This window comes from Nonomuraea sp. NPDC050202 (assembly GCF_040656115.1).
Classification (GTDB): Bacteria; Actinomycetota; Actinomycetes; order Streptosporangiales; family Streptosporangiaceae; genus Nonomuraea.
Window position 1 is genome coordinate 107329 of the sequence record NZ_JBFALF010000013.1, and the last position, 23953, is coordinate 131281.

General features: G+C 73.1%; 22 protein-coding genes. 10 read left to right on the plus strand and 12 right to left on the minus strand.

The window, feature by feature from the left end; all coding sequences use genetic code 11:
- Window positions 1-2 precede the first annotated feature (2 nt).
- The 5 genes from pcaH (at window position 3) to AB0I79_RS30620 (ending at window position 4785) form a co-directional block, all read left to right on the plus strand.
- Window positions 3-743 carry a protocatechuate 3,4-dioxygenase subunit beta gene (gene pcaH, locus AB0I79_RS30600; protein WP_357880043.1) on the plus strand — a complete coding sequence of 247 codons (741 nt, stop codon included), beginning with the start codon at window positions 3-5 and terminating at the stop codon, window positions 741-743.
- On the plus strand, window positions 740-1264 hold the full coding sequence (gene pcaG / locus AB0I79_RS30605) for a protocatechuate 3,4-dioxygenase subunit alpha (protein WP_357880046.1): 525 nt from the start codon (window positions 740-742) through the stop codon (window positions 1262-1264). The genes pcaH and pcaG overlap by 4 nt, the downstream gene beginning before the upstream one ends.
- Window positions 1251-2849: a lyase family protein gene (locus AB0I79_RS30610; protein ID WP_357880049.1), complete on the plus strand. Its 1599-nt coding sequence runs from the start codon at window positions 1251-1253 to the stop codon at window positions 2847-2849. Before pcaG ends, AB0I79_RS30610 begins: the two co-directional genes overlap by 14 nt.
- Window positions 2849-3943: a 3-oxoadipate enol-lactonase gene (gene pcaD, locus AB0I79_RS30615; protein ID WP_357880052.1), complete on the plus strand. Its 1095-nt coding sequence runs from the start codon at window positions 2849-2851 to the stop codon at window positions 3941-3943. The genes AB0I79_RS30610 and pcaD overlap by 1 nt, the downstream gene beginning before the upstream one ends.
- 182 nt (window positions 3944-4125) lie before the next feature.
- Entirely contained in the window at window positions 4126-4785 is a 660-nt protein-coding gene (locus AB0I79_RS30620) for a TetR/AcrR family transcriptional regulator (protein WP_357880055.1), read from the plus strand.
- On the opposite strand, the gene AB0I79_RS30625 is transcribed toward AB0I79_RS30620, so the two are convergent.
- Complete coding sequence (locus AB0I79_RS30625; protein ID WP_357880058.1) at window positions 4782-5897, minus strand: acyltransferase; 1116 nt, start codon at window positions 5895-5897, stop codon at window positions 4782-4784. The two genes, AB0I79_RS30620 and AB0I79_RS30625, sit on opposite strands and share 4 nt — an antisense overlap.
- A gap of 199 nt (window positions 5898-6096) precedes the next feature.
- Window positions 6097-6669 (minus strand): TetR family transcriptional regulator, encoded by a 573-nt coding sequence (locus AB0I79_RS30630; RefSeq protein ID WP_357880061.1) that lies wholly within the window; start codon window positions 6667-6669, stop codon window positions 6097-6099.
- Window positions 6670-6705: 36 nt separating this feature from the next.
- Between AB0I79_RS30630 and AB0I79_RS30635 the strand changes: the two genes are divergently transcribed.
- From AB0I79_RS30635 to AB0I79_RS30650, 4 genes are all read left to right on the plus strand, one after another.
- The gene (locus AB0I79_RS30635) at window positions 6706-7626 is read left to right on the plus strand and encodes an SDR family NAD(P)-dependent oxidoreductase (protein WP_357880064.1); all 921 of its coding nucleotides are present in this window, start codon (window positions 6706-6708) and stop codon (window positions 7624-7626) included.
- 150 nt (window positions 7627-7776) lie between these two features.
- A complete protein-coding gene (locus AB0I79_RS30640; RefSeq protein WP_357880068.1) occupies window positions 7777-8322 on the plus strand; it encodes a hypothetical protein in 546 nt (181 codons plus the stop codon).
- Between the two features lie 268 nt (window positions 8323-8590).
- On the plus strand, window positions 8591-9421 hold the full coding sequence (locus AB0I79_RS30645; protein WP_357880071.1) for a hypothetical protein: 831 nt from the start codon (window positions 8591-8593) through the stop codon (window positions 9419-9421).
- Between the two features lie 159 nt (window positions 9422-9580).
- Entirely contained in the window at window positions 9581-11164 is a 1584-nt protein-coding gene (locus AB0I79_RS30650) for an ABC-F family ATP-binding cassette domain-containing protein (protein WP_357880074.1), read from the plus strand.
- A 19-nt stretch (window positions 11165-11183) separates the two neighbouring features.
- On the opposite strand, the gene AB0I79_RS30655 is transcribed toward AB0I79_RS30650, so the two are convergent.
- The 10 genes from AB0I79_RS30655 to AB0I79_RS30700 all read right to left on the minus strand — a co-directional run bounded on the left by AB0I79_RS30655 (window position 11184) and on the right by AB0I79_RS30700 (window position 22981).
- Complete coding sequence (locus AB0I79_RS30655; RefSeq protein ID WP_357880077.1) at window positions 11184-12059, minus strand: carbohydrate ABC transporter permease; 876 nt, start codon at window positions 12057-12059, stop codon at window positions 11184-11186.
- A complete protein-coding gene (locus AB0I79_RS30660) occupies window positions 12056-12994 on the minus strand; it encodes a sugar ABC transporter permease (RefSeq protein ID WP_357880080.1) in 939 nt (312 codons plus the stop codon). Before AB0I79_RS30660 ends, AB0I79_RS30655 begins: the two co-directional genes overlap by 4 nt.
- Before the next feature lie 16 nt (window positions 12995-13010).
- Window positions 13011-14318: an ABC transporter substrate-binding protein gene (locus AB0I79_RS30665; protein ID WP_357880083.1), complete on the minus strand. Its 1308-nt coding sequence runs from the start codon at window positions 14316-14318 to the stop codon at window positions 13011-13013.
- A gap of 135 nt (window positions 14319-14453) precedes the next feature.
- Window positions 14454-16550, minus strand: a complete 2097-nt coding sequence (locus tag AB0I79_RS30670; protein ID WP_357880086.1) for a glycoside hydrolase family 36 protein — start codon at window positions 16548-16550, stop codon at window positions 14454-14456.
- A 189-nt stretch (window positions 16551-16739) separates the two neighbouring features.
- Window positions 16740-17801 (minus strand): LacI family DNA-binding transcriptional regulator, encoded by a 1062-nt coding sequence (locus AB0I79_RS30675; protein ID WP_357880089.1) that lies wholly within the window; start codon window positions 17799-17801, stop codon window positions 16740-16742.
- A 94-nt stretch (window positions 17802-17895) separates the two neighbouring features.
- The gene (locus AB0I79_RS30680) at window positions 17896-19413 is read right to left on the minus strand and encodes a long-chain fatty acid--CoA ligase (RefSeq protein WP_357880091.1); all 1518 of its coding nucleotides are present in this window, start codon (window positions 19411-19413) and stop codon (window positions 17896-17898) included.
- Window positions 19414-19424: 11 nt separating this feature from the next.
- Entirely contained in the window at window positions 19425-20732 is a 1308-nt protein-coding gene (locus AB0I79_RS30685) for an MFS transporter (RefSeq protein ID WP_357880094.1), read from the minus strand.
- Window positions 20733-20766: 34 nt separating this feature from the next.
- Window positions 20767-21225: a MaoC family dehydratase gene (locus AB0I79_RS30690; RefSeq protein ID WP_357880097.1), complete on the minus strand. Its 459-nt coding sequence runs from the start codon at window positions 21223-21225 to the stop codon at window positions 20767-20769.
- Window positions 21222-22100 carry an amidohydrolase family protein gene (locus tag AB0I79_RS30695; protein WP_357880100.1) on the minus strand — a complete coding sequence of 293 codons (879 nt, stop codon included), beginning with the start codon at window positions 22098-22100 and terminating at the stop codon, window positions 21222-21224. The genes AB0I79_RS30690 and AB0I79_RS30695 overlap by 4 nt, the downstream gene beginning before the upstream one ends.
- A complete protein-coding gene (locus AB0I79_RS30700; protein ID WP_357880103.1) occupies window positions 22097-22981 on the minus strand; it encodes an SDR family oxidoreductase in 885 nt (294 codons plus the stop codon). The genes AB0I79_RS30695 and AB0I79_RS30700 overlap by 4 nt, the downstream gene beginning before the upstream one ends.
- Before the next feature lie 108 nt (window positions 22982-23089).
- Between AB0I79_RS30700 and AB0I79_RS30705 the strand changes: the two genes are divergently transcribed.
- Complete coding sequence (locus tag AB0I79_RS30705) at window positions 23090-23932, plus strand: PaaX family transcriptional regulator C-terminal domain-containing protein (protein WP_357880107.1); 843 nt, start codon at window positions 23090-23092, stop codon at window positions 23930-23932.
- Window positions 23933-23953: the final 21 nt, after the last annotated feature.

A 23953-nucleotide genomic window follows, 5' to 3' on the forward strand; every position in this document is an offset into this window, starting at 1 on the left:
TGATGTCCGAACCCCTCAAGCAGGCCGACATCGATCAGGAGATCGCGGCCCGCGCCGGCGAGCAGGGCGATCATCCCGCCCGCGACTACGCCCCCTACCGCAGCACCCTGCTCCGCCACCCCAAGCAGCCGCTGGTCGCGATCAAGGATCCGGAGGCGGCGGAGCTGGCGGGGCCGGTGTTCGGCGCCAGCGACGTGACGCCGTTCGACAACGACCTCACCAAGCAGCACCTGGGGGAGCCGCTGGGCGAGCGGATCACGGTGCGCGGGCGCGTGCTCGACCGCCAGGGCCGCCCCGTGCGCGGGCAGCTCGTCGAGGTCTGGCAGGCCAACTCCTCCGGACGCTACCTGCACCAGCGTGACGACCACCCCGCGCCGCTCGACCCCAACTTCTCCGGCGTGGGCCGCTGCCTGACCGACGACGACGGCAACTACCTCTTCACCACGATCAAGCCCGGCCCGTACCCGTGGCGCAACCACCTCAACGCCTGGCGCCCGGCGCACATCCACTTCTCGCTCTTCGGTACGGCCTTCACGCAGAGGCTGGTCACCCAGATGTACTTCCCGGGCGACCCGCTGTTCCCGTACGACCCGATCATGCAGTCGGTCACGGACGAGCGCGCCAGGCAGCGGCTGGTCGCCGACTACGTGCACGACCTGTCCGAGCCGGAGTTCTCGATCGGCTACCGGTGGGACATCGTGCTCGACGGGCCCACCGCGACCTGGATGGAGGAAGGCCGTTGAACCCCACCCCTTCGCAGACCGTCGGCCCGTTCTACGGGTACGCGTTGCCGTTCCCCGGGGGCGGCGACCTGGCGTCCGGCGGGATCGCCGTCCACGGGTACGTCTACGACGGCGCCGGTGACCCCGTGCCGGACGCGCTGCTGGAGTTCTGGCAGGCCGACGAGCACGGCTCCCTGGCCGGGGCGCCCGGCACGATGCGCCGCGACCCCACGAACGGGGCGGTCCTCGGGCGCGACGGCGTGCGCTTCACCGGCTTCGGGCGCGTGGCCACCGACCTGGACGGGCACTGGGCGTTGCGCACGGTCGTGCCGGGGAACGGGTACATCAGCGTGTGCGTCTTCGCCCGGGGCCTGCTGCACCACCTGTACACGCGCATCTACCTCGGGCAGGACGCCTTCCTCGACTCGCTCCCGCCGGAGCGGCGGCAGACGCTGGTGGCGGCCGAGGAGCGCGACGGGGTTCACCGGTTCGACATCCATCTGCAGGGCGAGAAGGAGACGGTCTTCCTTGACTTCGGCTGATCCCGAGCCGCAGTCCGACAGCACGACTGCCGCGAGCGGCACGACGAACGCCGGCGGCACAGCGGCCGTGGGCGGCGCACCGGCCGCGCGCGACACGGCGGGCGGCACGGCGGACGACGGCGGCGCGCCGGGCGTGGGTGGCGTGCCGGCCGAGGGCGTGGGCGCGGGGGTTGGTGGCGGCGCGCCGGCCGCGGGTGTGGCGCCCGCCGGTGGGCCGCCGTCCCCGGAGGCCGATCTGGGGTTGTTGTCCCCGATGCGGGGCGCCGCCGAGGCCACCGGTGACGTCGCCGTGCTGCAGGCCATGCTGGACGCCGAGGCTGCCCTGACCCGCGCCCAGGCGGCCCTCGGCCTGGTCCCGGCCGAGGCGGCGGAGGCGGTGTCGGCCGCCGCCCGCGCGGACGCGTTCAGCCTGCCGGACCTCGTGGCGCGGGCCCGCTCCGGCGGGAACCCGGTCATCCCGCTGGTACGGGACCTGCGCGAGGCGGCCGGACCCCACGGCGAGCACGTCCACCGGGGCGCGACCAGCCAGGACATCGTCGACACCGCCCTCATGCTCGTCGCCCGGCGCACGCTGGGCCCGGTCCTCGCCGACCTCGGCCGGGTGATCGGCGGGCTCACCGTGCTGGCGGCGACGCACCGTGACACCCCGATGGCCGCCAGGACGCTCACGCAGCAGGCCGTGCCCACGACGTTCGGGCTCAAGGCGGCGGGCTGGCGTGAGCTGGCCGCCGCCGCCCGCACCCGCCTCGCCGCCGCCCGCGACGCGCTCCCGGCCCAGCTCGGCGGCGCGGCCGGAACCTTGGCCGCCTTCCAACCGGCCCCAGCTCGCGGCGCAGAGGAGGCAGCCCCTGCCGGCGACGCGTCGGGGCGAACCCCGGCCGGCGGCGGAACGGGGCAGGCACCTGCCGGTGTGGTGGGGGAGGTCCCTGGCGGCGGCGCGGTCGAGGAGGCGGTTGCGGTGGCGCTGCGCCTGCCCGGGCGGTTCGCCGCCGAGCTGGGGCTGGCCGAGCCGGTGCTGCCCTGGCACGTCCTGCGCACGCCCGTCGCCGACCTGGCCGGGGCGCTGGCGTTCACCGCCGGGGCGCTGGGCAAGGTGGCGGCCGACGTGCTGGTGCTGTCGCGTACCGAGATCGGGGAGTTGTCCGAGGGCGTCGGCGGCGGGTCGTCGTCGATGCCGCACAAGCACAACCCGGTCCGGGCCACGATGATCGCCGCCGCCGCCCGCCAGGTGCCGCCGCTCGCAGCCATCCTGTACGGCTCGCTCGCCGCGGAGGACGAGCGCCCGTCCGGCGCCTGGCACGCCGAATGGCAGCCGTTGCGCGAGGCCCTGCGCCTGGTGGCGGGCGCCGCCCGCGACGCCGCCGAGCTGATCACGGACCTGCGCGTGCACCCGGACCGCATGCGCGCCAACCTGTCCGTCCCCGGCGACGCCGGCCCCGCCCCGGCCCTCGTGGACCGCGCCCTCGACCGCCGCCAGGACACCGACCGGGCCCTCGACCGCCGCCAGGACGCGGACCGTCCCCTCGATCACCACCAGGACGCGGACCGCGCCCTCGGCCATCACCAAGACAAGGCACCGCACTGATGCTGCTGCACTACCGGCTGGACGGCCCCGAGCAGGGGCAGCCGCTCATCCTCGCCCCCTCACTCGGCACCTCCACCCGCCTGTGGGACCCCCAGATCCCCGCCCTGGCCCGCACGTTCAGGGTGCTCAGGTTCGACCTGCCCGGCCACGGCCACTCGCCCACGCTCCGGGCGAGCACCCTGGACGACCTGGCCGCCCTGGTCCTGGACGTGGCGAACGCCGAGGGCATGGACACCTTCCACTACGCGGGCGTCTCGATCGGCGGAGCCATCGGCGCCACGCTGGCGGCCCGCCACCCCGGACGGCTGCGTTCCCTGGCCATGATCTGCTCCAGCGCCAGGTTCGGCGACCCGGAGGCGTGGCACGAGAGGGCGAAGCTGGTCCGCGAGCAGGGCACCGCGCCGCTGCTGGAGGCCACCGCCCGCCGCTGGTTCGCGCAGACCCCCGACCAGGCGCTGCTGGACGACCTGGCCGCCACCGACCCGGCCGGGTACGCCGCCTGCTGCGACGCCCTGGCGGCCTACGACCTGCGCGCCGGCCTCGCGAACATCACCGTCCCCACCCTGGTCGTGGCCGGACGTGAGGACCCGGCGACACCTCCGGCCCACGCCAGGGAGCTGGCCGACGGCATCCCGGGCGCCACGCTCGTCGAGCTGCCCGGCGCCGCGCACCTGGCCCCCGCCGACCAGCCGGAGCGCGTCACCCAGGCCCTGCTGGCCCACCTGCCGGCCCTGCCCGGCATGCAGGTGCGGCGCGAGGTGCTCGGCGACGCCCACGTGGACCGCGCCGTGGCCCGTACCACGCCCTTCACCAGGGACTTCCAGGACCTCATCACGCGCTACGCCTGGGGCGAGATCTGGACCCGTCCCGGCCTCGACCGCCGCACCCGCAGCTGCATCACGCTCACCGCGCTCGTCGCCCGCGGGCACCTCGACGAGCTGGCCATGCACGTACGCGCCGCGCTCCGCAACGGGCTCACCCCGGACGAGATCGGCGAGGTCCTGCTGCAGAGCGCCGTCTACTGCGGGGTCCCCGCGGCCAACGCCGCGTTCGCCGTGGCCCAGCGCGTCCTCACCGAGGAGAACCACTCGTGACCATCACCCGCGGCGCGGACCTGTAGCACTCGGAGGCGTCCGGGGCGCTGTGCGCGGGGCGGTCCGGCGGGCGCTGGAGGCGTTCACCAACATCCGCTGGATCACGCTCGCCACCCAGCAGGCGCACCATCCCTTCTGAGCGCCGTCGCCGTACAGCTGGCGGGCCAGCCTATGATGAGCCAATGACCTCGCCCCCCGCCACCACCGAACGCCAGCGGGACGCCGACCGTACCAAAGCGGAGATCCTCGAGGTCGCCCAGCGCGAGTTCGCCCGCTACGGCTACGCGGGGGCGCGCGTGGACGAGATCGCGGCCCGCATGCGCACGACCAAGCGCATGATCTACTACTACTTCGGCAGCAAGGAGCGGCTCTACATCGCCGTGCTGGAGAAGGCGTACGCCGAGGTGCGCGAGGTCGAGCGGACGGTCGACGTCGAGCACCTCGCGCCGGTCGAGGCCATCCGCACGCTGGCCGAGCTGACCTTCGACCACCACGACGCGCACCGCGAGTTCATCCAGCTCGTCGCGATCGAGAACATCCACCAGGCCGAGCACATCCGCAAGTCCGAGGTCCTGGGCAATCTCGGCACGCCGGTGCTCGACCTGATCTCCCGCATCCTCGACGCGGGGCAGGAGTCGGGCGACTTCGTCACCGAGGCCGACGCCATCGACGTGCACATGATGATCAGCGCGTTCTGCTTCTTCCGGGTGGCGAACCAGCACACGTTCGGGGCGTTGTTCGGGCGCGACATGACCGCGGCCGAGCACCGGGACCGGCAGCGGCGGATGGTCGGGGAGATGATCGTCGGATACCTGTGCGGCAGGGGCGCGCCCCGCCCCTAGCCTGCCCTTCCGATCAGGCGCTTGCCCAGCCGCTGGCCCGGCAGCTCGATCAGGCGGTAGGTCAGGGCGCTGAGCGGGATCAGGGCGAGGAAGAACAGCGGCAGGTCCGGCAGCACGTGCAGCAGGATCGGGTGCAGCAGGTAGACGGAGAAGCTGATCAGCCCGAGCCACGGCAGCCAGCGCGGGAACGACCGGCCGCGCAGCGCGTACGCCAGCCCGAACGCCGCGAACGCCAGCACGATCGCCGGCGCCCAGGCGGCATCGTCCTTGGCCGGGATCCCGCAGCCCAGCACGACCGCCAGCGTGACCCACGCGGCCCGCCACGAGATCGTCCCCTGCTCGGCCCGGTACACCGCCGTCCCGGCGAACATCGTGGCCAGGATGATCATCCCCTGCCAGGTGCCGCCCCGGCTGCCCAGCACCACCAGCGCCAGGCCGAGCAGCCCGCCCGCGATCGCCGCCACCGTGCGCGCCCTCTCGGACGCCAGCACGCTCACCGCGATCGCCGCGACCACCGCCAGCCCGAGCAGCGCGGCGACCAGGTCGGCCCGGCCGCCGATCGTCGCCTTGGGCAGCAGCAGGCCCAGCGGCACGGCCGCCGGCGCCAGGCTGAGCGCGATGCCCGCCGACCTGTGCGCCTGCCGCACCGCGAACAGGGCCACGCTCATCAGGTAGAACGCCATCTCGTACGAGAGCGTCCAGGTCACGTTGATCAGCGCGGGGAGGTTGAGCAGCTCCTGGAGCATCGTCACGTTCCCGAGCGCGACCACCGGCCACGGGCGCTCGCCGAGCCCCGGCGGTAAGGGCAGCACGCCTGCCGCGGCGAGGAGCAGCGCCAGGCAGCAGGCGGTCATGAGCAGCGGGAGGAGGCGGAAGGCGCGGCCGGCCCAGAAGGCGCGCAGGTCGCCGCGCCGTTCCAGGGAGGCGGGGATGATGTAGCCGCTGACCAGGAAGAACACGAACACGCCCCACGAGCCGAGATCGATGCGGCGATCGACCTCGGCCCAGACGCCCGGGATGAACGTCCAGCCGGCGTGGTGCATGGTGACGGCCAGCGCTGCCGGTCCCCGCAGGGCGTCCAGCCAGGCCAGCCGGGCGGGGGCCGGGAACATCTGCCGCAGTCTAGGCCATAAGGGACAAAAGCCAATTCGGCCCGGCCCAACCCGAACGGCACCCGCTCACCTGCCCGCCTCGACGCCTGCCCACCCGCCCGCCCGGCCCGCTCGCCTGCCCGCCCCGCCGCCTGCCTGCCCTGACGCCTGCCTGCCCACCCGCCCGGCCGGCGCGCGTCCGTTGGAGGGGTGAGGTGGGTCAGGTGCCGGCGCAGGACGGGCGGAGGCGGGTGAAGGCCGCGTCGACGAGTCGCATGTGGTCGCCGTCCGAGCCCGTCCGGAGCCACTCGCGGGAGGCGCAGTCGACGGCGGCGCCCGCGGCGGCGGTCAGGAGATCGACGGTGAAGGGGTCCAGGCCGGTGCGGGCCGCCAGGGACTCGGCGATGCGCGAGCGTACCTCCTCGCGCTTGTGCTGGAAGCGGGCCCGCAGCGAGGGCGTGCGCTCGATCAGCCGCAGCGTGGCCCGGCTCTCGGCGTCGATGCGCGCGACCCACTCCCGCAGCACCGCGTGCAGCGAGTCCCAGGGGCGCTCGTCCGCCGGCCGGGCGGCGAGCTGCTCGGCGATGTCGTCGCCCATCACCTGGACGCCGCCGAACACGGCGTCCTCCTTCGCCGGGAAGTAACGGAAGAAGCTGCGCTTGGACACCCCGGCGGCGCGGGCGATGTCGTCGACCGTGACCTCGTCGAAGCCCCGCTCCGTGAACAGCTCCAGCGCCACCGCGGCGAGCTCGGCCTGTACGGCCCGCCGCGCCCGCTCTCTCAACCCAGCCATGCGTCCGAGTGTATCGCTAGGCATATAGTGTCGTTCATGGCATCGAATGACATGAATGGCAGAGTGGCGCTCATCACCGGCAGCACGGGCGGGATCGGCATGGAGACCGCCCGCGGCCTGGCCAGGCGCGGAGCCTCGGTGATCCTCGTCGGGCTCGACCCGGCGCGGGGCCTGCGGGCCGCGCGGGACGTCAGGAGCAGCGCCGGGCACGACCGGGTCCACGCCGTCTCCGCCGACGTCACGCGGCTCGACGGCCTGCGCCGCCTGGCCTCGGCGGTCGGCGAGCGCCACGACCGGCTCGACGTGCTGGTCAACAACGTCGGCGTGAACCTGCCCGCCCGCGAGCTGACCGCCGACGGCGTGGAGAAGATGTTCGCCGCGCACGTGCTGGCCCCGTTCACGCTCACCCACCTCCTCCTGCCGCTGCTGCGACGCGCCCCCGCCGCCCGCGTGGTCAACCTCACCGGCGGCATCCCCGGCGGCCCCATCGACCGCGGCGACCTCCAGGGCGAACGCCGCTACATCGGGTGGACGTTCAGCCACTACAACCACACCAAGACCATGACGATGGCGATGACCCACCGCCTGGCCGAGCGGCTGCGCGGCTCCGGCGTGACGGCGAACGTGGTCTACCCGGGGCACGGCTACACGCCGATGAACCGGTCCACACCGATCAGGGCGTTCCCGATCGTCTACCGGCCGATCGCGCCGGTGGTGCTGAAGGTCGTCGCGCCGCTGTTCCTGGCCGATCTCACCAGGTCCGCCCGGTCCAGCGTGTACGCGGCCACGAGCGCCGAGCTGGAAGGCGTGAGCGGCGCGTACGTCGACGACAAGTGCCGCAGGAAGCCGCTGCCCGCCTCGGCGCTCGACCCCGGCAACCAGGAGGCGGTCTGGGAGCTGTGCGTCAGGCTGAGCGCGCCCGTGCTGCAGGCGGCGGGAGAGTCGTCCTCGGCCTGACGCGCCGGCAGGACCTCCGCCAGGAGGGCCGGCGCCGCGCGGTACCCGCCGGCCGCCCGCCCGTAGCCCGGCGCATCACCAATCCGGTATCGGTTCAGAGCCTCTTTAATCTATCTTTACCGTGACCATGCGTCACGAAGGAGATGTTCTGTGAAGAGGCTTCTCGAAGGAACCGCCATGCGCACGGGTGTCGTGGCCGCGGTCGCGCTGGCGGGCGGGCTGCTGACCTCGTGCCCGGCCGGCGCCACCACCGTGACCGGTGGCAGCGTCGCCACGACGGTGACGCTCACGGCCGACTCGGCCGCGCTGGCCCGCCCGCGCAACGGCACGATCCTCTACGACCGCATCAGCGGCGGCCAGGGGAGGCTGAAGATCAAGAACGGCCTCTCGCAGGACGGCGTCGTCGCCCTGGTCAGGGGCAAGACCAAGGCGATCAGCATCTACGTGCGCGCCAAGTCCACGGCCACCATCAACGACGTCAGGGACGGCACGTACCGGATCTACTTCACCACCGGCACCCGCTTCAGCAAGTCGAAGGGCAGGTTCACGCGGAACGCCGTCTACCAGTGCTTCAACGAGAAGCTGACGTACCGGACCACCGCCACCCGGATCCCCGGCTGGTCGCTGACCCTCAACCCGGTCAGGGGCGGCAACGCCAGGACGACCTCGGTCAACCCGAAGGACTTCCCGGCCTGATCCGCTGAGGCGCCCCGGCCGGGCGGCTCCGCGCGGTCGCGGTCCTGCATCACCGTCGGCGACGGCGTCCGCGACGCCGTCGCCGCCGCGGGGCACCAGCCGGCGTTCATCGCCACGCCGCCCAGCGCGCGGCTCAGGCCCGGCGGGATGTCGCGGCGGAGGCTGCGGGGCGGGCCGGTCGTGCGGCCTGATGGCCGGTCCGGCTTGACGGACGATCTTAGATGCACCAGATTGTTCGCGTCTTTCCGGACCGTTCCCAAGGAAACCAATGAAGCGAACCATCGTCGGTGTCGCCGTGGTCGCGGGCATGGCGCAGCTCACCGCCGTGCCGGCGCAGGCCGCCTCCGCCTCCGACCCGGTCAAGGCGCTCCAGGCCGAGTTAGCGCCCGGCAGAGCCGTCAACCTGCGGGCGACCGCCAAGATCACCTACCCGGGCGGCCGGGTCGTCACCTCCACCGTGGACGGCACGGTCGGGCTCGGCTCGCGCGGCCCGGTGGCCTCCGACCTGGGCCAGACCGTCCAGTACAGCGACAAGCTGCTGCGCGAGATGAAAAGGACCAGCCCCAAGGAGACCGAGGGCCTGCAGGCGGGCCCCGTCCGGCTGATCTCCTCGGGCAGCGTGAGCTACGTCTCCGGCCCGGTGGTCGAGCAGGCGCTGATGATCGCGGACGCGAGCCACGTGCGCTACGGCGGCGTCAAGCAGCCGCCGAGCAACCTGCTCGTCGAGGTCCTCGACCCGGCCACGCTCAAGGCCCTCGTGGCCGCCCGTACCTCCTGGAAGGACGGGATACTGAAGGGCGCCATCAAGCCCGCCAAGCTCGCCGCCGCCTCCGCCCCGTTCGCCTCGCGGTACGGCACGCGGTTCAAGAGCGGCAAGATCTCCTACGCGCTGTACTTCGGTGAGAAGGGCCTGGTGCGGCGGGTCGCGGTCAAGGCGACCCTGCCCGTGTCCAAGACCACGGTCCAGGTCGAGTCGGACACCCGCTTCACCGACTGGGGCCGCGAGGTCACCGTGAACCTGCCGCTGCGGGGCGACGTGATCGACCGCGCGGAGGTCAAGGACCAGGTGCCCGCCGGCGTTCCCGGGATCTGGAACTAGCCGCCCAGCACGGCATCCCGCGCCGGCCTGATTAATCGGTGGCAGGCCGGCGCGACGCCCTCCTACACTGGGCCCCATGTCTACGCCCCGGACCTCTTAGCCAGGACACCAGCTTCCACGCCACCCTTGTGTCCTTGAGCTGTTCCGGAGCGTATTTCCATGCTTACCTTCCGTGGTGTCGAGCTGCGTGCCGGCGCCCGTCTCCTGATGTCCGGCGTCACCGCCCACGTCGCCCCCGGCGACCGCGTCGGCCTGGTCGGCCGTAACGGCGCCGGCAAGACCACCCTCATGAAGGCCCTCGCCGGCGGGCTCCAGCCCGCCGCCGGCGACATCGTGCGCAGCGGCCCCGTCGGCTACCTGCCGCAGGACCCGTCCGCCGCCGACCCCGGCCTCTCCGTCCTCGACCGCGTCCTGTCCGCCCGCGGCCTGGACCGGGCGCTGCGCGACCTGCGGGCCGCGGAGACGGCGCTCGCCGAGTCGGGTGACGAGCGGTCGATGAACCGCTACGCCAGGGCCGAGGCCGAGTTCCAGGCCCGCGGCGGGTACGCGGCCGAGGCGGAGGCCGCCCGCGTCGCCGCCGGGCTCGGCCTGCCCGACCGGGCGCTCGACCAGCCGCTCGGCACCCTGTCCGGCGGGCAGCGGCGGCGCGTCGAGCTGGCCAGGGTGCTGTTCGCCGAGCCGGGCGTCATGCTGCTCGACGAGCCGACCAACCACCTGGACGGCGACTCCGTCGCCTGGCTGCGCTCGTTCCTGCTCGGGTACTCCGGCGGCCTCGTCGTGATCAGCCATGACACCGAGCTGCTCGCGGACGTGGTCAACCGCGTCTGGCACGTGGCGGACGGCACGCTGGAGGTGCACAACACCGGCTGGCGCACCTACCTGGCCGACCGCGAGTCCGACGACCGGCGCAGGGCCCGGCTGCGCGCCGCCGCAGAGCGCAAGGCCGCCGCGCTGCACGCCCAGGCCGACCGCATGCGCTCCAGGTCCGCCACCGCCGTCCGCGCCCGGGACATGGCCCGGCGGGCCGACCGCATGCTCGCCGAGACCCGCCCGGTCCGCCGCGCGGGCAAGGTGGCGCGCATCCGGCTGCCCGAGCCGGCGCCCAGCGGGCGCACGCCGCTCGGCGCGATCAGCCTGACCAAGTCGTACGGCAGCCTGCCCGTGCTGACCGGCGTGGACCTGGCCATCGACCGGGGCAGCAGGCTCGTGGTGCTCGGGCTCAACGGCGCGGGCAAGACCACGCTGCTGCGGCTGCTGGCCGGGCACGAGCGGCCCGACTCGGGGCGTGTCGTGGCCGGGCACGGGCTGCGGCTCGGCTACTTCGCCCAGGAGCACGACACCCTCGACCCGGCCACCACCGTCGGCGGCCACCTGGCCTCAGCCGCCCCGCAGCTCACCGACGGCGAGGCCAGGGCGGTGCTCGGGTCGTTCCTGTTCGGCGGGGACGACGTGGACAAACCGGTTGCCGTGCTGTCGGGTGGGGAGAAGACCAGGCTGGCGCTGGCCGGGCTGGTCAGCTCCCGGGCCAACGTGCTGCTGCTCGACGAGCCGACCAACAACCTCGACCCCGCCTCCAAGGCGGAGGTGCTGGCGGCCGTGGAGGCGTACCAGGGGGCGATGGTCATGGTCACGCACGATCAGGAGGCCGTGGAGGCGCTGCGGCCCGAGCGGGTGCTGCTGCTGCCCGACGGGGCCGAGGACCTGTGGCACGACGGCTACGCCGACCTGGTCACCCTCGCCTGAGCGGGCTCGCCGGCGGCGCCTACTTCACGGCGCCGCCGGTGATGCCGGAGATGATCCTGCGCTGCGCGACGGCGAAGACGACCAGCAGCGGCAGGCTCATCAGGATGATGTAGGCGAAGATCAGGTGCCAGTTGTTGAGGTACAGCCCGGCGTTGGCCACCTGGAACAGGTTCAGCGGCAACGTGTCCAGCCGCCCGCCGACCACGAAGAACGCGTAGAAGACGTCGTTCCAGACGTACAGGCAGATGAGGATGGTCGCGGTGGCCAGCACCGGCCGCAGCAGCGGCAGGATCACCGAGAAGAACACCCGCACGGGCCCGGCGCCGTCCATGCGGGCCGCCTCCTCCAGCGACAGCGGCACCGTACGCACGAAGCCCGTCACGAAGAAGATCACCGTGGACAGGTAGATGCCGACGTAGACCCCGATCATGCCGGCGGGGCTGCCCGCCAGGCCGAGCTGCCGCAGCAGGAGCACGATGGTGACCACGGCGGGCGGCAGCACGATCCCGCTGATGGCCAGCGCGTACAGCACCGCGTTCAGCCGCGACGCGCGGCGGGCCAGGATCCACGACGCCATCGAGCCGAACGTGAGCACCAGCACCACCGACGGCGCGACCACCAGCAGGCTGCCCAGGAACGCCATGGGCACCTCGCCCTGCTGCCACACCTGCGCCAGGTTCTCCCACAACCGCCAGTCGGCGGGCGGCGACAGGTTCGGCGACAGGGCCTCGCCCTGCGACTTGGCGGCCGTGACGACGACCAGCCACAACGGCACCCCCATGACGGGGACGACCAGCGCGACCACCGCGAACGGGCGCAGCCGGGCGGCCAGACCCCGCGCCACCGGGGACGGGGCACGGCGGCGGGCGATGGAACCGAAGGCGGGGACCGTCACAGGATCTCCTCCCTTCTGCGCAGCACGCGGATGACGGGGAAGGCCAGCAGCGCGACCATGAGGAACAACACCAGGCTCATGGCCGTGGCCTGGGCGAACAGGCCCTGGCCGAAGGTGCGGTAGATGAAGATGTTCAGGATCTCGGTGCTGCGGGCGGGGCCGCCGCCGGTCAGCGCCTGCACGATGTCGAAGCCGTTCATCGAGCCGAGCAGCGCCGTGGCCACGTTGAAGGTGACGGCCGGGGCCAGCAGCGGGAACCGGATCGCCCAGAACGCCTGCCACGGCGTGGCGCCGTCGATGCGGGCGGCCTCGGTCACGTCCTCGGGGACCGTCTTGAGCCCCGCCAGGTAGATGAGCATCGACAGGCCCATCCACTTCCAGGCGTGGATGACCGCGGCCAGCACCAGCGTCCACGTCGTGCTGCCCAGCCAGGCGACGTCCACCTGCTGCCCGGTCAGTGCCGAGAGCAGGTCGTTGAGGCTGCCGTCCGGCTTGAGCAGGGCCTGGAAGACGTAGCCGACGGCCAGCGCCGACATCAGCACCGGGACGAGGAAGGCCAGGCGGGCGGCGCGGTTGAGCCAGGTGTCCTTCTCCAGCAGCACGGCCAGGCCGAAGCCGAACAGGTTCTGGAACAGCGCCACCAGCGCGGCGTAGATCACCGTGATGCGCAGCGCGCTGAAGAGCGTGCCGTCCGACAGCAGGTTGGCGAAGTTGTCGAAGCCCGCGGGACGGATCTCGCTCTTGAAGCTGGACCAGTCGGTGAAGGCGTAGACGAAGTTGAACACGGTCGGCAGGAAGAAGAAGACGAACAGGATCGCGAACGCCGGCAGGAGGAACCACATGGGGTGCGTCCGGCCGCGCGCGACGGTGCTTGCCGGCTTGGCCGCCGGCGCCCGCCGGGCGGCTCTGCCGGGGCGGGCGAGCGTCTGCTGCACGGGTGACTCCTCGGCGTCAGAAGCCGGTGGCGCCGGCGGCCTTGGCGAGCTGGGCGAACTGCTTCTGCGTGGCTGCCGCCACCTGCTCGGGGGTCAGGCTGCCGGTGATCATGTCGGCCAGGTTCAGGTACAGGTCGGGGTTGGCCACGGCCAGCGCCTGCATCGACCCGACCGACCCGCCGAGAGAGGCGTGCACGTCCTTCAGCGCCTGCGGCACGCCGTCCGGGGCCGGCACGTCCGTACGCAGCGACACGGTCTTGCGGTCGGCCACGAAACCGGCGTAACCCGGTCCCATCCAGTACGCCAGGAGCTGCCGCGCGGCCTGCTCCCGCTTGGCGTCGCCGGTGCGGAAGGCCACCAGCGCGTTCGACTGGTCGGGGATGAACGTGCCCACGTTCCCCGACGGCGAGATCGGGAAGAAGCCGATCTTCTCGTCCAGCTCGGCGGTGTCCGCCTTGGCCTGGAGCTGGCCGAAGAACGAGTTCACCTGCATCACCATGGCCGCCTTGCCGGACAGCAGCGCCTCGCCCTGGTCCTCGAACCTCGCGGTCTTGATGTCGGCGTTGAACAGCCCCTCGTCGATCAGCGCCCGGTACTTCTTGATCGCGTCCAGGATCGTCCTGTCCTCGAACGTCTCCTTGCCCGTGTTGACCCGCTCCCACAGGCCGTCCTTGGCGGCGTCGGCGAGCTGGACCTGCACCCACCACTGGGTGGCCCACTTGTCGCCGGCCATCTCGAAGAACGGGGTGACCCCCTTGCCCTTGAGCGCGCGCGCCACCTCGACCAGCTCGTCGAAGTTCTTCGGCGGCTGCTTGACGTGCTGCTTGTTGTAGTAGACGCCCTGGACCGCCGGGCTCGTGACGAGCGCGGCGTAGCGGGTGCCGTCCAGCAGGCCCGTGATGTCGCGCAGCTCGGGGGAGAGCGTGGACAGCCAGGGGGCGCCGTCGAGCGGCTGGAGGTTGGCGCGGGCGTTGAGCGCGGTGAGCATGGACGCCGTCGGCTGCCAGAACGCCAGGTCGGGCTTGTCCCCGGTCGCCACCTTGGTCTGCACGCCCTGCTCGTACGGGTCGGGGATGGTGACGACCTCCACCTTGGCCCCGGTCGCCTGGGTGAAGGCGTCGGTCACGGCCTTGGGCACGGTGTTGCTGTTCTGGGCGGCCCAGATGGTGAGCGTCACCCCGTCCAGGCGGGCGGTCGGCGAGGGCCAGGCGGCCGGCGAGCCGCCGGTGGCGGGGGCCGCGGCGGGACCCGCCGAGGGGTCGCTGCAGGCCGTGACGGCCAGGACGAGGGCCGACGCGGCGGCGACACGCTGTGCGAGCTTCACGGTTCGGCTTCCTTCGGTTCGGAGGGGGTGTTCGGAGGGGCGTGGGGGAGGGGGCGTTCAGAGAGGGCGTTCAGAGAAGGCGTTCAGAGAAGGCGTTCAGAGAGGGCGTTGAGAAGGGGCGTTGAGAAGGGGCGTTCAGAGGGGGCGGAGGTGCAGGATGCGGGCGGTGGGCGCGGGGACGGTGGCGGTGACGGTGAGCTCGGCGGCCCGCGGGTCCCAGGAGCAGGCCCAGCCGTCCGCCGCCGGGTAGGCGATCTCGGCGGTGAGATGGCGTCCGGCCAGGTGGGGCAGGTGCAGCACGGTGGCCGCCGGGGCTCCGGGACGGCGCCAGATGCCCAGGTGGGTCACGTCCTCGGTGCGCAGGCCGAGGGCGAGCCAGGGGTCGTCCCAGCCGGGCAGGCCGAGCGGCCAGCACGGGGTGGCGCGCAGCAGGTCGGCGCGCAGGCTCTGGTGCAGCCGCACGCCCCGCTCGACCGACTCGAACTGCTCCGGCGTCATCCGGTGCAGGTTGCCCGACAGGTAGAGGCGGCCGAGGATGCCGGTGACCATGGTGAAGGCGATCTCCTCGCCGGTCATGTCAGGCTGGGGGTAGGCCCAGTTGGCGGCCTGCTCGGGCAGCATCGACAGCGGCGCGGCGACCGCGATCGGCGGGTAGCGCAGGAAGTCCTGCTGGTCGCTGGTGGACTGCAACTGCAGGCGCGAGAGCATCGCGTAGTCCATGCGCATCGCGCCCGAGCCGCAGTTCTCCAGCACCAGGTGGGGATGGCGGTCCAGCACGCCCTCCAGCCAGGCCAGGTGGGCCCGGTTGTGGGCGAGCAGTCCCGCGCCGACGCTGGTGGCGTCCCTGTCGGTGCCGGCGCCCGGGTCGATGTTGTAGTCGAGCTTGAAGTAGCCGACACCCAGCTCCTCGACCAGGCGGTCCACCACCTGGTCCAGGTGCGCGACCGCGGCGGGGTGGCGCAGGTCGAGGTGGTGGCGGCCGTGCTCGGCCAGCCGCACGCCGCCGCGCTGCAGGAACGCCTCCGCGGGCAGCTTGCCGGCCATCGGGCTGCGCACGCCGATCACCTCGGGCTCCAGCCACAGGCCGGGTGTCATGCCGTGGCCGGCGATGCGGGCCAGGACCTCCTCCAGGCCGCGGGGGAAGCGGGTCTGGGAGGGCTGCCACTCGCCGACGCTGTCCCACCAGTCGCCGCCGTCGTCGTACCAGCCGGCGTCCACGCAGAACACCTGCGCGCCCGCCGCGGCGGCGGCGTCGATCAGGGGAAGGAGCTTGTCCGTCGTGGGGTCGCCCATCAGCGTGTTCATGTAGTCGTTGAACACGACGGGGAGCGCGGCCCGGTCGGGGTGCGGGCGCACCAGCGCGCGGCGATAGGCCGTCAGCGCCGCCGCCGCTCCCTCCACCCCGTCGCCGGAGGCGGCGATCGCGACCGGCACGGTGGTGAACGACTCGCCCGGGGCGAGCAGCTCGCTCCACTGGTGGTCGAGGTCGGTCGGGCCGGACAGGGCGACGTACGCGCCGTCCAGCCGCTCGCCCGTCTCCCAGCGCCACGGGCCGTTGTGCTCGATCTGCCACAGCCACGTACGGCCGGTGCCGCGGTCGGTCAGGCCGCCCATGGGCACGTGCCGGCCGCTCGACCAGGTGCCCTGGCTGGTCAGGGCGAACGTGCCCTTGCCGTGCTGGCCGTGCTCGGGCAGGCCGAGGCCGGGGACGTGCTCGGTGAGCGGGCGCCTGGTCCAGCGGTTCTCGCCGAGCCACTCGCTGTCGGCGTACAGGACGTCGAGGCCGTTCATCCCGCTCGCGGGGAAGACCGCGGCGAACGAGGTGACCGCCAGCAGGGGCACCGGGCCCTGGCCGGTGTTGGTCACCCGGACCCGCGCCTGCACCGCGGGCACGCCGTCGGGTGAACGCATGATCAGCTCGGCGGCCAGGCCCGAGACCTCGTCCCGCATCCGGATCCGCAGCTCGTGCCAGCCGCCGTCGCTCGACTGCTCGGCGCCCGCGTACCGCAGCCGGCAGCCCACCGACGTCTCCGAGAGCCGCTGGGACGCCCTGGCCCGGCCCTCGCCGGGCACCAGCACCTCCACCAGCGGCTGGGACGCGCGGGCCGCCGTGGCGGGTGGCGCTCCGGCCGACAGCTCGCGCAGCGCGACCGGGCGATCCGGGTGGATCTCCACGACGGCGGTGAGGCCGGTGTGCCCCCAGCGCACGGTCTCGACGACGTCAGCAGGCATCAATGAACTCGCTTTCCCGAGGCATGTGACCGGTCACATGCTTGAGCCTCAGTGTGAGCGGTCACATGCCGGCGGGGGAACCCTCTTTGCTGGATCGTTACACGCGCGTTTCAGGAGATCGCGTGCCTGCCGCGCCCCTGCTGAGCGAGGGCCGGCCCCGGGCGGAACACCGCCTGCCGCGCAGCCGGATCAGCGGCGCTGGGGCGGCGGGGCGGTGGACTCGCGCAGCACGAGCGCCGGCGGGGTGAGCGCGGGCTCCGGCTGCGGGCCGCCGGTCAGCTCGGCCACCGCCGCGTGGAAGCAGGCCCGGCCCAGGCCCGCGAAGTCCATGCGCACGGTGGTCAGCGCCGGCGTCCAGTACGCCGACCCCGGGATGTCGTCGAAGCCCACGATGCTGACGTCACCCGGCACGTCCTTGCCCGCGTCGTACAGAGCCCTGCGCACCCCCTGGGCGATGTCGTCGTTGCCGCACAGGATCGCGGTGACGTCCGGCGAGGCGGCCAGCCGCTGCCCGGCCGCGTACGCCGAGCGGATGTCCCACCCGCACCCGATCAGCTCGGGGATCCCGGCCCCCGCCGCCCGCAACGCGTCCCGCCACCCGGCCAGCCGCCCGCCGGGCACGGCGCCCTCCCCCTCGGACGGGATGGCGACGTGGTGGACGGTGCGATGGCCGAGGTCCAGCAGGTGCTGGGTGGCGTCGGCGGCGGCGCGGCGCTCGTCGAGCGCGATGGCGACGCGCCCCCGGTCGGGCGCGGCCGGCTCGGCGGCGGCCACGGCCGGGACGTGCTCGGGCAGCGCCTCCAGGACCGCGACGCCGAGCGGGTCGAACGCGATCACCACCACCCCGCCCGCGCTGGCGTCGGCGACGTGGTCGACGGTCTGCTTCACCTCGGCGGGCTCGGCCGACTCCACGACCCTGATGCCCATGGCCATGCCCTCGGCCCTGGCGGCCTCCTCCAGGCCCTGCAGCGTGGCCGCGTAGCCGTACAGGATGGTGTTGGAGGTGACCACGGTGATGCCGCGGGCGCGGCCCAGGCTCAGGGCGCGCGCCGTCCGGCTGGGGCGGAAGCCGAGGCTCTCGATCGCCGCCAGCACCGCCGTGCGGGTCTCCGGCCGCACGCGCGGCGACTCGTTCAGCACGCGCGAGACGGTCTGGTACGACACTCCCGCGGCGGCGGCGACATCCCGGATGCTGGGGGCGGCTGCGCCGCGAGCGGCGGTGCGGGGCGCGCGTCGAGGAGTCGGAGTCACGATCACATCGTAGGGCGGGCGGCGGGCCGCGCCGGTCCTCACCGGCCGGCTACGCCCGTCGGCGAGCTGCGGGCCGGCGCCGCGTACGTGCTCGCTAGCGGGCCGCCCGGGCGCGCAGCTCCGGTTTGCGGATCTTGCCGGAGCCGGTGCGCGGCAGATCGTCCACCACGTCGAAGTAGCGGGGGATCTTGTACTTGGCCAGCCGGTCGAGCAGGAAGCCGCGCAGCCCGTCGGCGGTGACGCGCGCGCCGGGCCGGGGGATGACGAAGGCGTGCCCGACCTCGCCCCAGGTGCCGTCCGGCACGCCGACCACGGCCGCCTCCGCCACGCCGGGATGCTCGGCCAGCACACCCTCGACCTCGGCCGGGTACACGTTCTCGCCGCCGGAGATGAACATGTCCTTGGCCCGGTCCACGATGTGGAGGTGGCCGTCGTCGTCCCGGGTGGCGATGTCGCCGGAGCGGAACCAGCCGCCGTCGGCGAACGCGGCCCGGGTGGCGGAGGGGTTGTTCCAGTAGCCGGGGGTGACGTTCGGACCCTGGACGAGGACCTCGCCCGGCTCGCCGGGAGCGGTGTCGGTGAGGTCGGGGCGGACCACGCGCACGTTGGCGAAGAAGACCGGCACGCCCGCCGAGCCGGCCTTGCGGGCGCTCTGGCTCGGCTCCAGGAACGTGGCGCCCGGAGCGGTCTCGGTGAGGCCGTACCCCTGGCAGAACACCAGCCCGCGCTCCTGGTACGTGCGGATCAGCGCCGGCGGCACGGGCGCGCCCCCGGCCATCAGCGTGCGCACCGAGGACAGGTCGGCGCCGGCCCAGCGCGGCGAGCGGGCGAGCGCCGCGAACATCGTGGTGACGCCGAACATCCAGGTGACGCGGTGCTCGGCGATGAGGTCGTAGCAGCGGTCCACGTCCCACGACGGCATGATCACCGAGCGGCCGCCCTTGAGGAACGTCGGCAGCAGCGTCTGGTTCAGCGCGGCCACGTGGAAGAGCGGGGCGCTGACCAGCGTCACCTCGTCGCTGCGCAGGTCCACGCCGACGAGCATGTTGTAGCAGTTCCAGACCAGGTTGCCGTGGGTGAGGACGGCGCCCTTGGGCCGCCCGGTGGTGCCGGAGGTGTAGAGGATCAGGGCCGGGTCGTCGAGGGTCACCGGCACGTCGATCGAGGCGTCCGGATCGCCCTGCGCGAGCCAGTCCTCGTACGCGTGCTCGCCCGGCCCGGGATCGGCGAGCGCCACCACGGTGGCGGGGGTGTCCCGGAGCGCGCGGACGGCGGCGGCGCACTCGGGGGCGTGGAAGAGGGCGGTCGCGCCCGAGTCCGCCAGCATGTACGCGATCTCGGGCGCGGCCAGGCGGAAGTTGAGCGGGACGAACACGGCGCCGAGCACGTGCGCGGCGAACAGGGTCTCGGCGAAGGCGACGTGGTTGGGGCCCAGGTAGGCGACCCGGTCCCCGGCTGCCACCCCGGCCCGCCGCAGCCGGGCGGCGAGCCGCGTCGTGCGCTCGTGGAAGCCGGCGAAGGTGACACGGCGCTCGCCGAGGACGAACGCCGTGCGGTCCGGGGTCATCAGGGCGCGGCGGGCGGGCCAGCCGCCCAGTCCGGCGTTGCGCATGGGGGTTGCTCCTAGCGGGAGACGCCGCTGTGGTCGGCGGCGGACACCAGGTCGGTACGGCTCGTCTCCCGCAGCGCCGCCGTGCACACCACGGTCAGCAGGCAGAACCCGGCGATGACGGCGGAGATCAGCCCGGTGCCGCCGCCCCCGGTCGTGGCCTGGATCTGGGCGAACAGCAGCGGGGCCAGCCCTGCGCCGAGGCCGGCGATCTGGTAGCCGAGCGAGGCGCCGGTGTAGCGGCTGCGGGTGGCGAACAACTCGGCGTACAGCGCGGCGAGCGGCCCGTACATCATGGGATGGATGATCGACTGCCCGAGCACGAGCGCGAGCGTGAGCAGCCCGACGCTGCCGGAGTCGGCCAGCGGGAAGATCGCGAACGCGAACGCGGCGGCGGCCACCGCGCCGGCCAGCACGATCGGGCGGCGGCCCACCCGGTCCGACAGCGCGGACCAGCCGATGATGCCGAGGACCGCGAGCCCCGACGTCAGGGTGAGCCCGCTGAGCACCTGCTGCCTGGCGAACCCGGCCTGCACCCCGTACGAGACGAGGAACGTGGTCAGCGTGCCCTGCAGCACGAACGGCGACAGCCCGACCCCGATGCCGAGCAGCAACGCCCTGGGGTGGTGGCGCAGCACGTCCAGCAGCGGCGCCGAGCGCCGCGCCGGGCCCGACGACGCGGCCGAGGCGAAGACGGGCGTCTCCGCCACCCTGGCCCGCACGAACAGGCCGATCGCCAGCAGCACGATGCTCAGCAGGAACGGGATGCGCCAGCCCCAGCTCAGGAACGCCTGCTCGTCCATCATCGCGGCGCTGCCGTTGAGCGCCGCCGTGGACAGCAGCATGCCGAACGGCGCTCCGGCGTTGGTGAAGCTGGCCCACAGGCCGCGGCGGCCGGTCGCGTGCTCGGCCGACATGAGCACCGCGCCGCCCCACTCGCCGCCGACCGCGACGCCCTGCGCCACGCGCAGCAGCACGAGCGCGACGGGAGCGAGGGTGCCGATCTGCTCGTACGTCGGCAGCACGCCGATGAGGGTGCTGGCCACGCCCATGAGCGTCATGGTCAGCACCAGCATGCGCTTGCGGCCGAGCCGGTCGCCGAAGTGGCCGAAGATGACGCCGCCGAGCGGCCGCGCCAGGTAGCCGGTCGCGAACGTGCCGAGGCTGGCGACCGTGGCGGCCAGCGGGCTCAGGTCGGAGAAGAAGACCTTGCCGAACACCAGGGCGGAGGCGGTGGCGTAGAGGAGGAAGTCGTAGTACTCGATGACGCTGCCGAGGAAGCTGGAGGCCACGGCGCGGCGTAGCTGGGTGGGGTCGGACATGCGTGATCCCGTTCGTGGGGGGCGTGGCGGGAAGTCAGGCGTAGTGGCGGTAGATGGCGCGGGCGACGCAGGCGGGCTTGGGCTCGCCGTCGATCTCGATGGTGAAGTCCACGTGCATCTGGACGCCGTCGCCGGGCACGTCCTCGACCTCGGCGACCCGGCCGGCCAGGCGGATCCTGGCGCCGACCTTGACCGGGGCGGGGAAACGCACCTTGTCCAGGCCGTAGTTGATGCTCATCTTGACGCCCCTGATCTCCAGCAGCTCGGTGAAGAGCGGGATGACCAGGGCGAGCGTGAGGTAGCCGTGCGCGATCGTGCCGCCGAACGGGCCGGCCTTCGCCCTCTCCTGGTCGGTGTGGATCCACTGGTGGTCGTCGGTGGCGTCGGCGAAGGTGTTCACCCGGTCCTGGCCGATCTCCAGCCAGCCGGTGTGGCCGAGGTCCTTGCCGGCCAGGGCCTTGATCTCTGCCAGGCCGTCGGCGGTGGTGGTCATCCCTGGGTCTCCTTCGATGCGAGGCCGAGCAGGCGGGCGGCGTTGTCCTTGAGGATCTTGGGTCGGACCTCGGGCTTGATGTCGAGGGCGGCGAAGTCCCTGAGCCAGCGGTCCGGGGTGATGACGGGGTAGTCGGAGCCGAACAGCACCTTGTCCTTGAGCAGGGTGTTGGCGTAGCGGACGAGCTGGGGCGGGAAGTACTTGGGCGACCAGCCGGACAGGTCGATGTGCACGCCCGGTTTGTGGGTGGCGACGGCCAGGGCCTCGTCCTGCCAGGGGAACGACGGATGGGCCAGGATGATCTTCAGGTGGGGGAAGTCCACGGCCACGTCGTCGACCAGCATCGGGTTGGAGTGCCTGAGCCGCACCCCGGCCCCGCCGGGCACGCCCGCGCCGATGCCGGTCTGGCCGGTGTGGAACAGCGCGATCGCGCCCAGCTCCTCGATGACCTCGTACAGCGGGTAGGCGAGCCGGTCGTTCGGGTCGAAGCCCTGGATGCTGGGGTGGAACTTGAACCCGCGCACCCCGTGCTGCTCGACGAGCCGGCGGGCCTCGCGGGCGCCCGCCCGGCCCTTGTGCGGGTCGACGCTGGCGAACGGGATCAGCACGTCGGCGTGCGCGGCGCAGCTCTCGGCGATCTCCTCGTTGGAGATGCGCGGGTGACCGGTGGCGTGCTCGGCGTCCACGGTGAACACCACCGCCGCCATCCGCCGTTCCCGGTAGTAGGCGGCCATCTGGTCGATCGTCGGCCGCTCGTGCGAGCCGAAGTACTCCGCGGAGGCGCCGAACAGCTCGGGGCTGAGCGAGGTGTGGCCGTCCCTGGAGATCTCGGCGTGGGTGTGCACGTCGATGGCGGTGAGCTCGTCGAGGTTCATGGGGCCGGCACCTTGGGCGCGGGGATGCCGTACGTCTCGGGCTCGAAGTCGCCCCAGGCGGCCGCGATCGCGTCGGCGCTCCAGCCGCCGTCGGCGTAGGCCACCGCCTTCTCGGCCGGGTGCGACCAGAGGGCGAGCCTGTCGCCGCCGATCCCGATCGCCTGCCCGGTCACCTCCCCGGACGCGTCGGAGGCGAGGTAGACGATCAGCCCGGCCACGTCCTGGACCGTGCCCATGCCCTCGTCCCTGCGCAGCCAGGCGGGCAGCGGCGCGCCGGTGCGCTCGGCCTCCTCCAGGTGGGGGGCGAAGGCGGGGATGGTCTTGGTCATCTCGGTGGCGGCCACCGGCACCACCGCGTTGACCGTGATGTTCGCCCTGGCCAGCTCCATCGCCCAGGTGCGGGCCATGGCGACGATGCCGGCCTTGGCCGCGGCGTAGTTCGTCTGGCCGAAGTTGCCGCGCTGCCCGGCGGGGGAGGAGATGAGGATCAGCCGCCCGCCCTCGCCCTGCTCGCGCATCCTGGTGGCCGCCGCCCTGGCGCAGCTGAACGTGCCGCGCAGGTGGACGTCGATGACGGTGTCGAAGTCGTCGTCGGACATCTTCCACAACACCCGGTCGCGCAGCACGCCGGCGTTGGTCACCAGCACGTCCAGCCGGCCGAACTCCGCCACCGCCGTGGCCACCAGGCTCTCGGCCACCTCCGTGCCGCCGACCGCTCCGGGCGCGGCCACCGCCCGGCCGCCCGCCTCCCGGATCGCCGCGGCCGCCTCGCCGGCGGTTCCCGCGTCCACGTCGTTGACCACCACGGCCGCACCGGCTGCGGCCAGCGCCTCGGCGTACGCGAGGCCGAGCCCCCGGCCGGCGCCCGTGACCACAGCCACTTTCCCTGACAAATCCATACACGTCACCTCGTGTCTGCAAACGTGGGGCAAACTTGCGACCTGCGTCAAAGTTTTGCCCAATATCTCGAATCCGTCTACCCTCGGCTTGTGACTTTTCGCGAGGGAGACGACCTGCCTCACGCCCCGTCCACGCGCCCCCAGTCGCTGATGTTCAGCTTCCTCGGCGTCTACGTGCTGGGCCGCGACGTCGCGGTCTACTCCGGCAGCGTCATCGACGTGTTCGCCCGCCTCGGCGTGACGGAGGAGGCGGTGCGCTCGACGCTCACCCGCATGGTCAAGCGGGGGCTGCTGGCGCGGCACCGTTCGGGGCGCAAGACGTACTTCGGGCTCACCGCGCACGCCACGGCCGTCCTGGAGGACGGGCGGCGCCGCATGTGGGAGACCGGCGCGGTCAACCGCGGCTGGGACGGGGCCTGGACCCTGGTCGGCTTCTCGCTGCCCGACGACCGCCGCGCCACCCGCCACGACCTGCGCTCCCAGCTCATCTGGGCGGGGTTCGGGCTGCTGCAGAGCGGCATGTGGATCGCTCCCGGCGTCAAGGACGTCCGCGCCATCGTGGCCGGCCTCGGCCTGCGCGACCACGTCACCGTGCTGACCGCCAGCGCCGCCGAGCCGACGGAGTCGGCCGACCTCGTGCGCAAGGCGTTCGACACCGGGCAGATCGCCGCCCGCTACCACGCCTTCCTCGACCGCTGGGACACCCCCGACCCCCAGCCCGCGCTGCCCGACGACCTGGCGCGCCAGCTTCTGCTGCACACCGACTGGCTGCAACTCGTCCGCCAGGACCCGCACCTGCCCGCCGAGCACCTGCCGCCCGACTGGCCCGCCATCCGGGCCGAGCAGGTCACCCGCAGCCTCGCCCGCGCCTACGAGCAGCCCGCCCGCGAGCTGGCCGCCAAGGTCCTGGACGAGCTGCCACTGCGGGCCTGATCGCGTGCCGGAGGGCGTGAG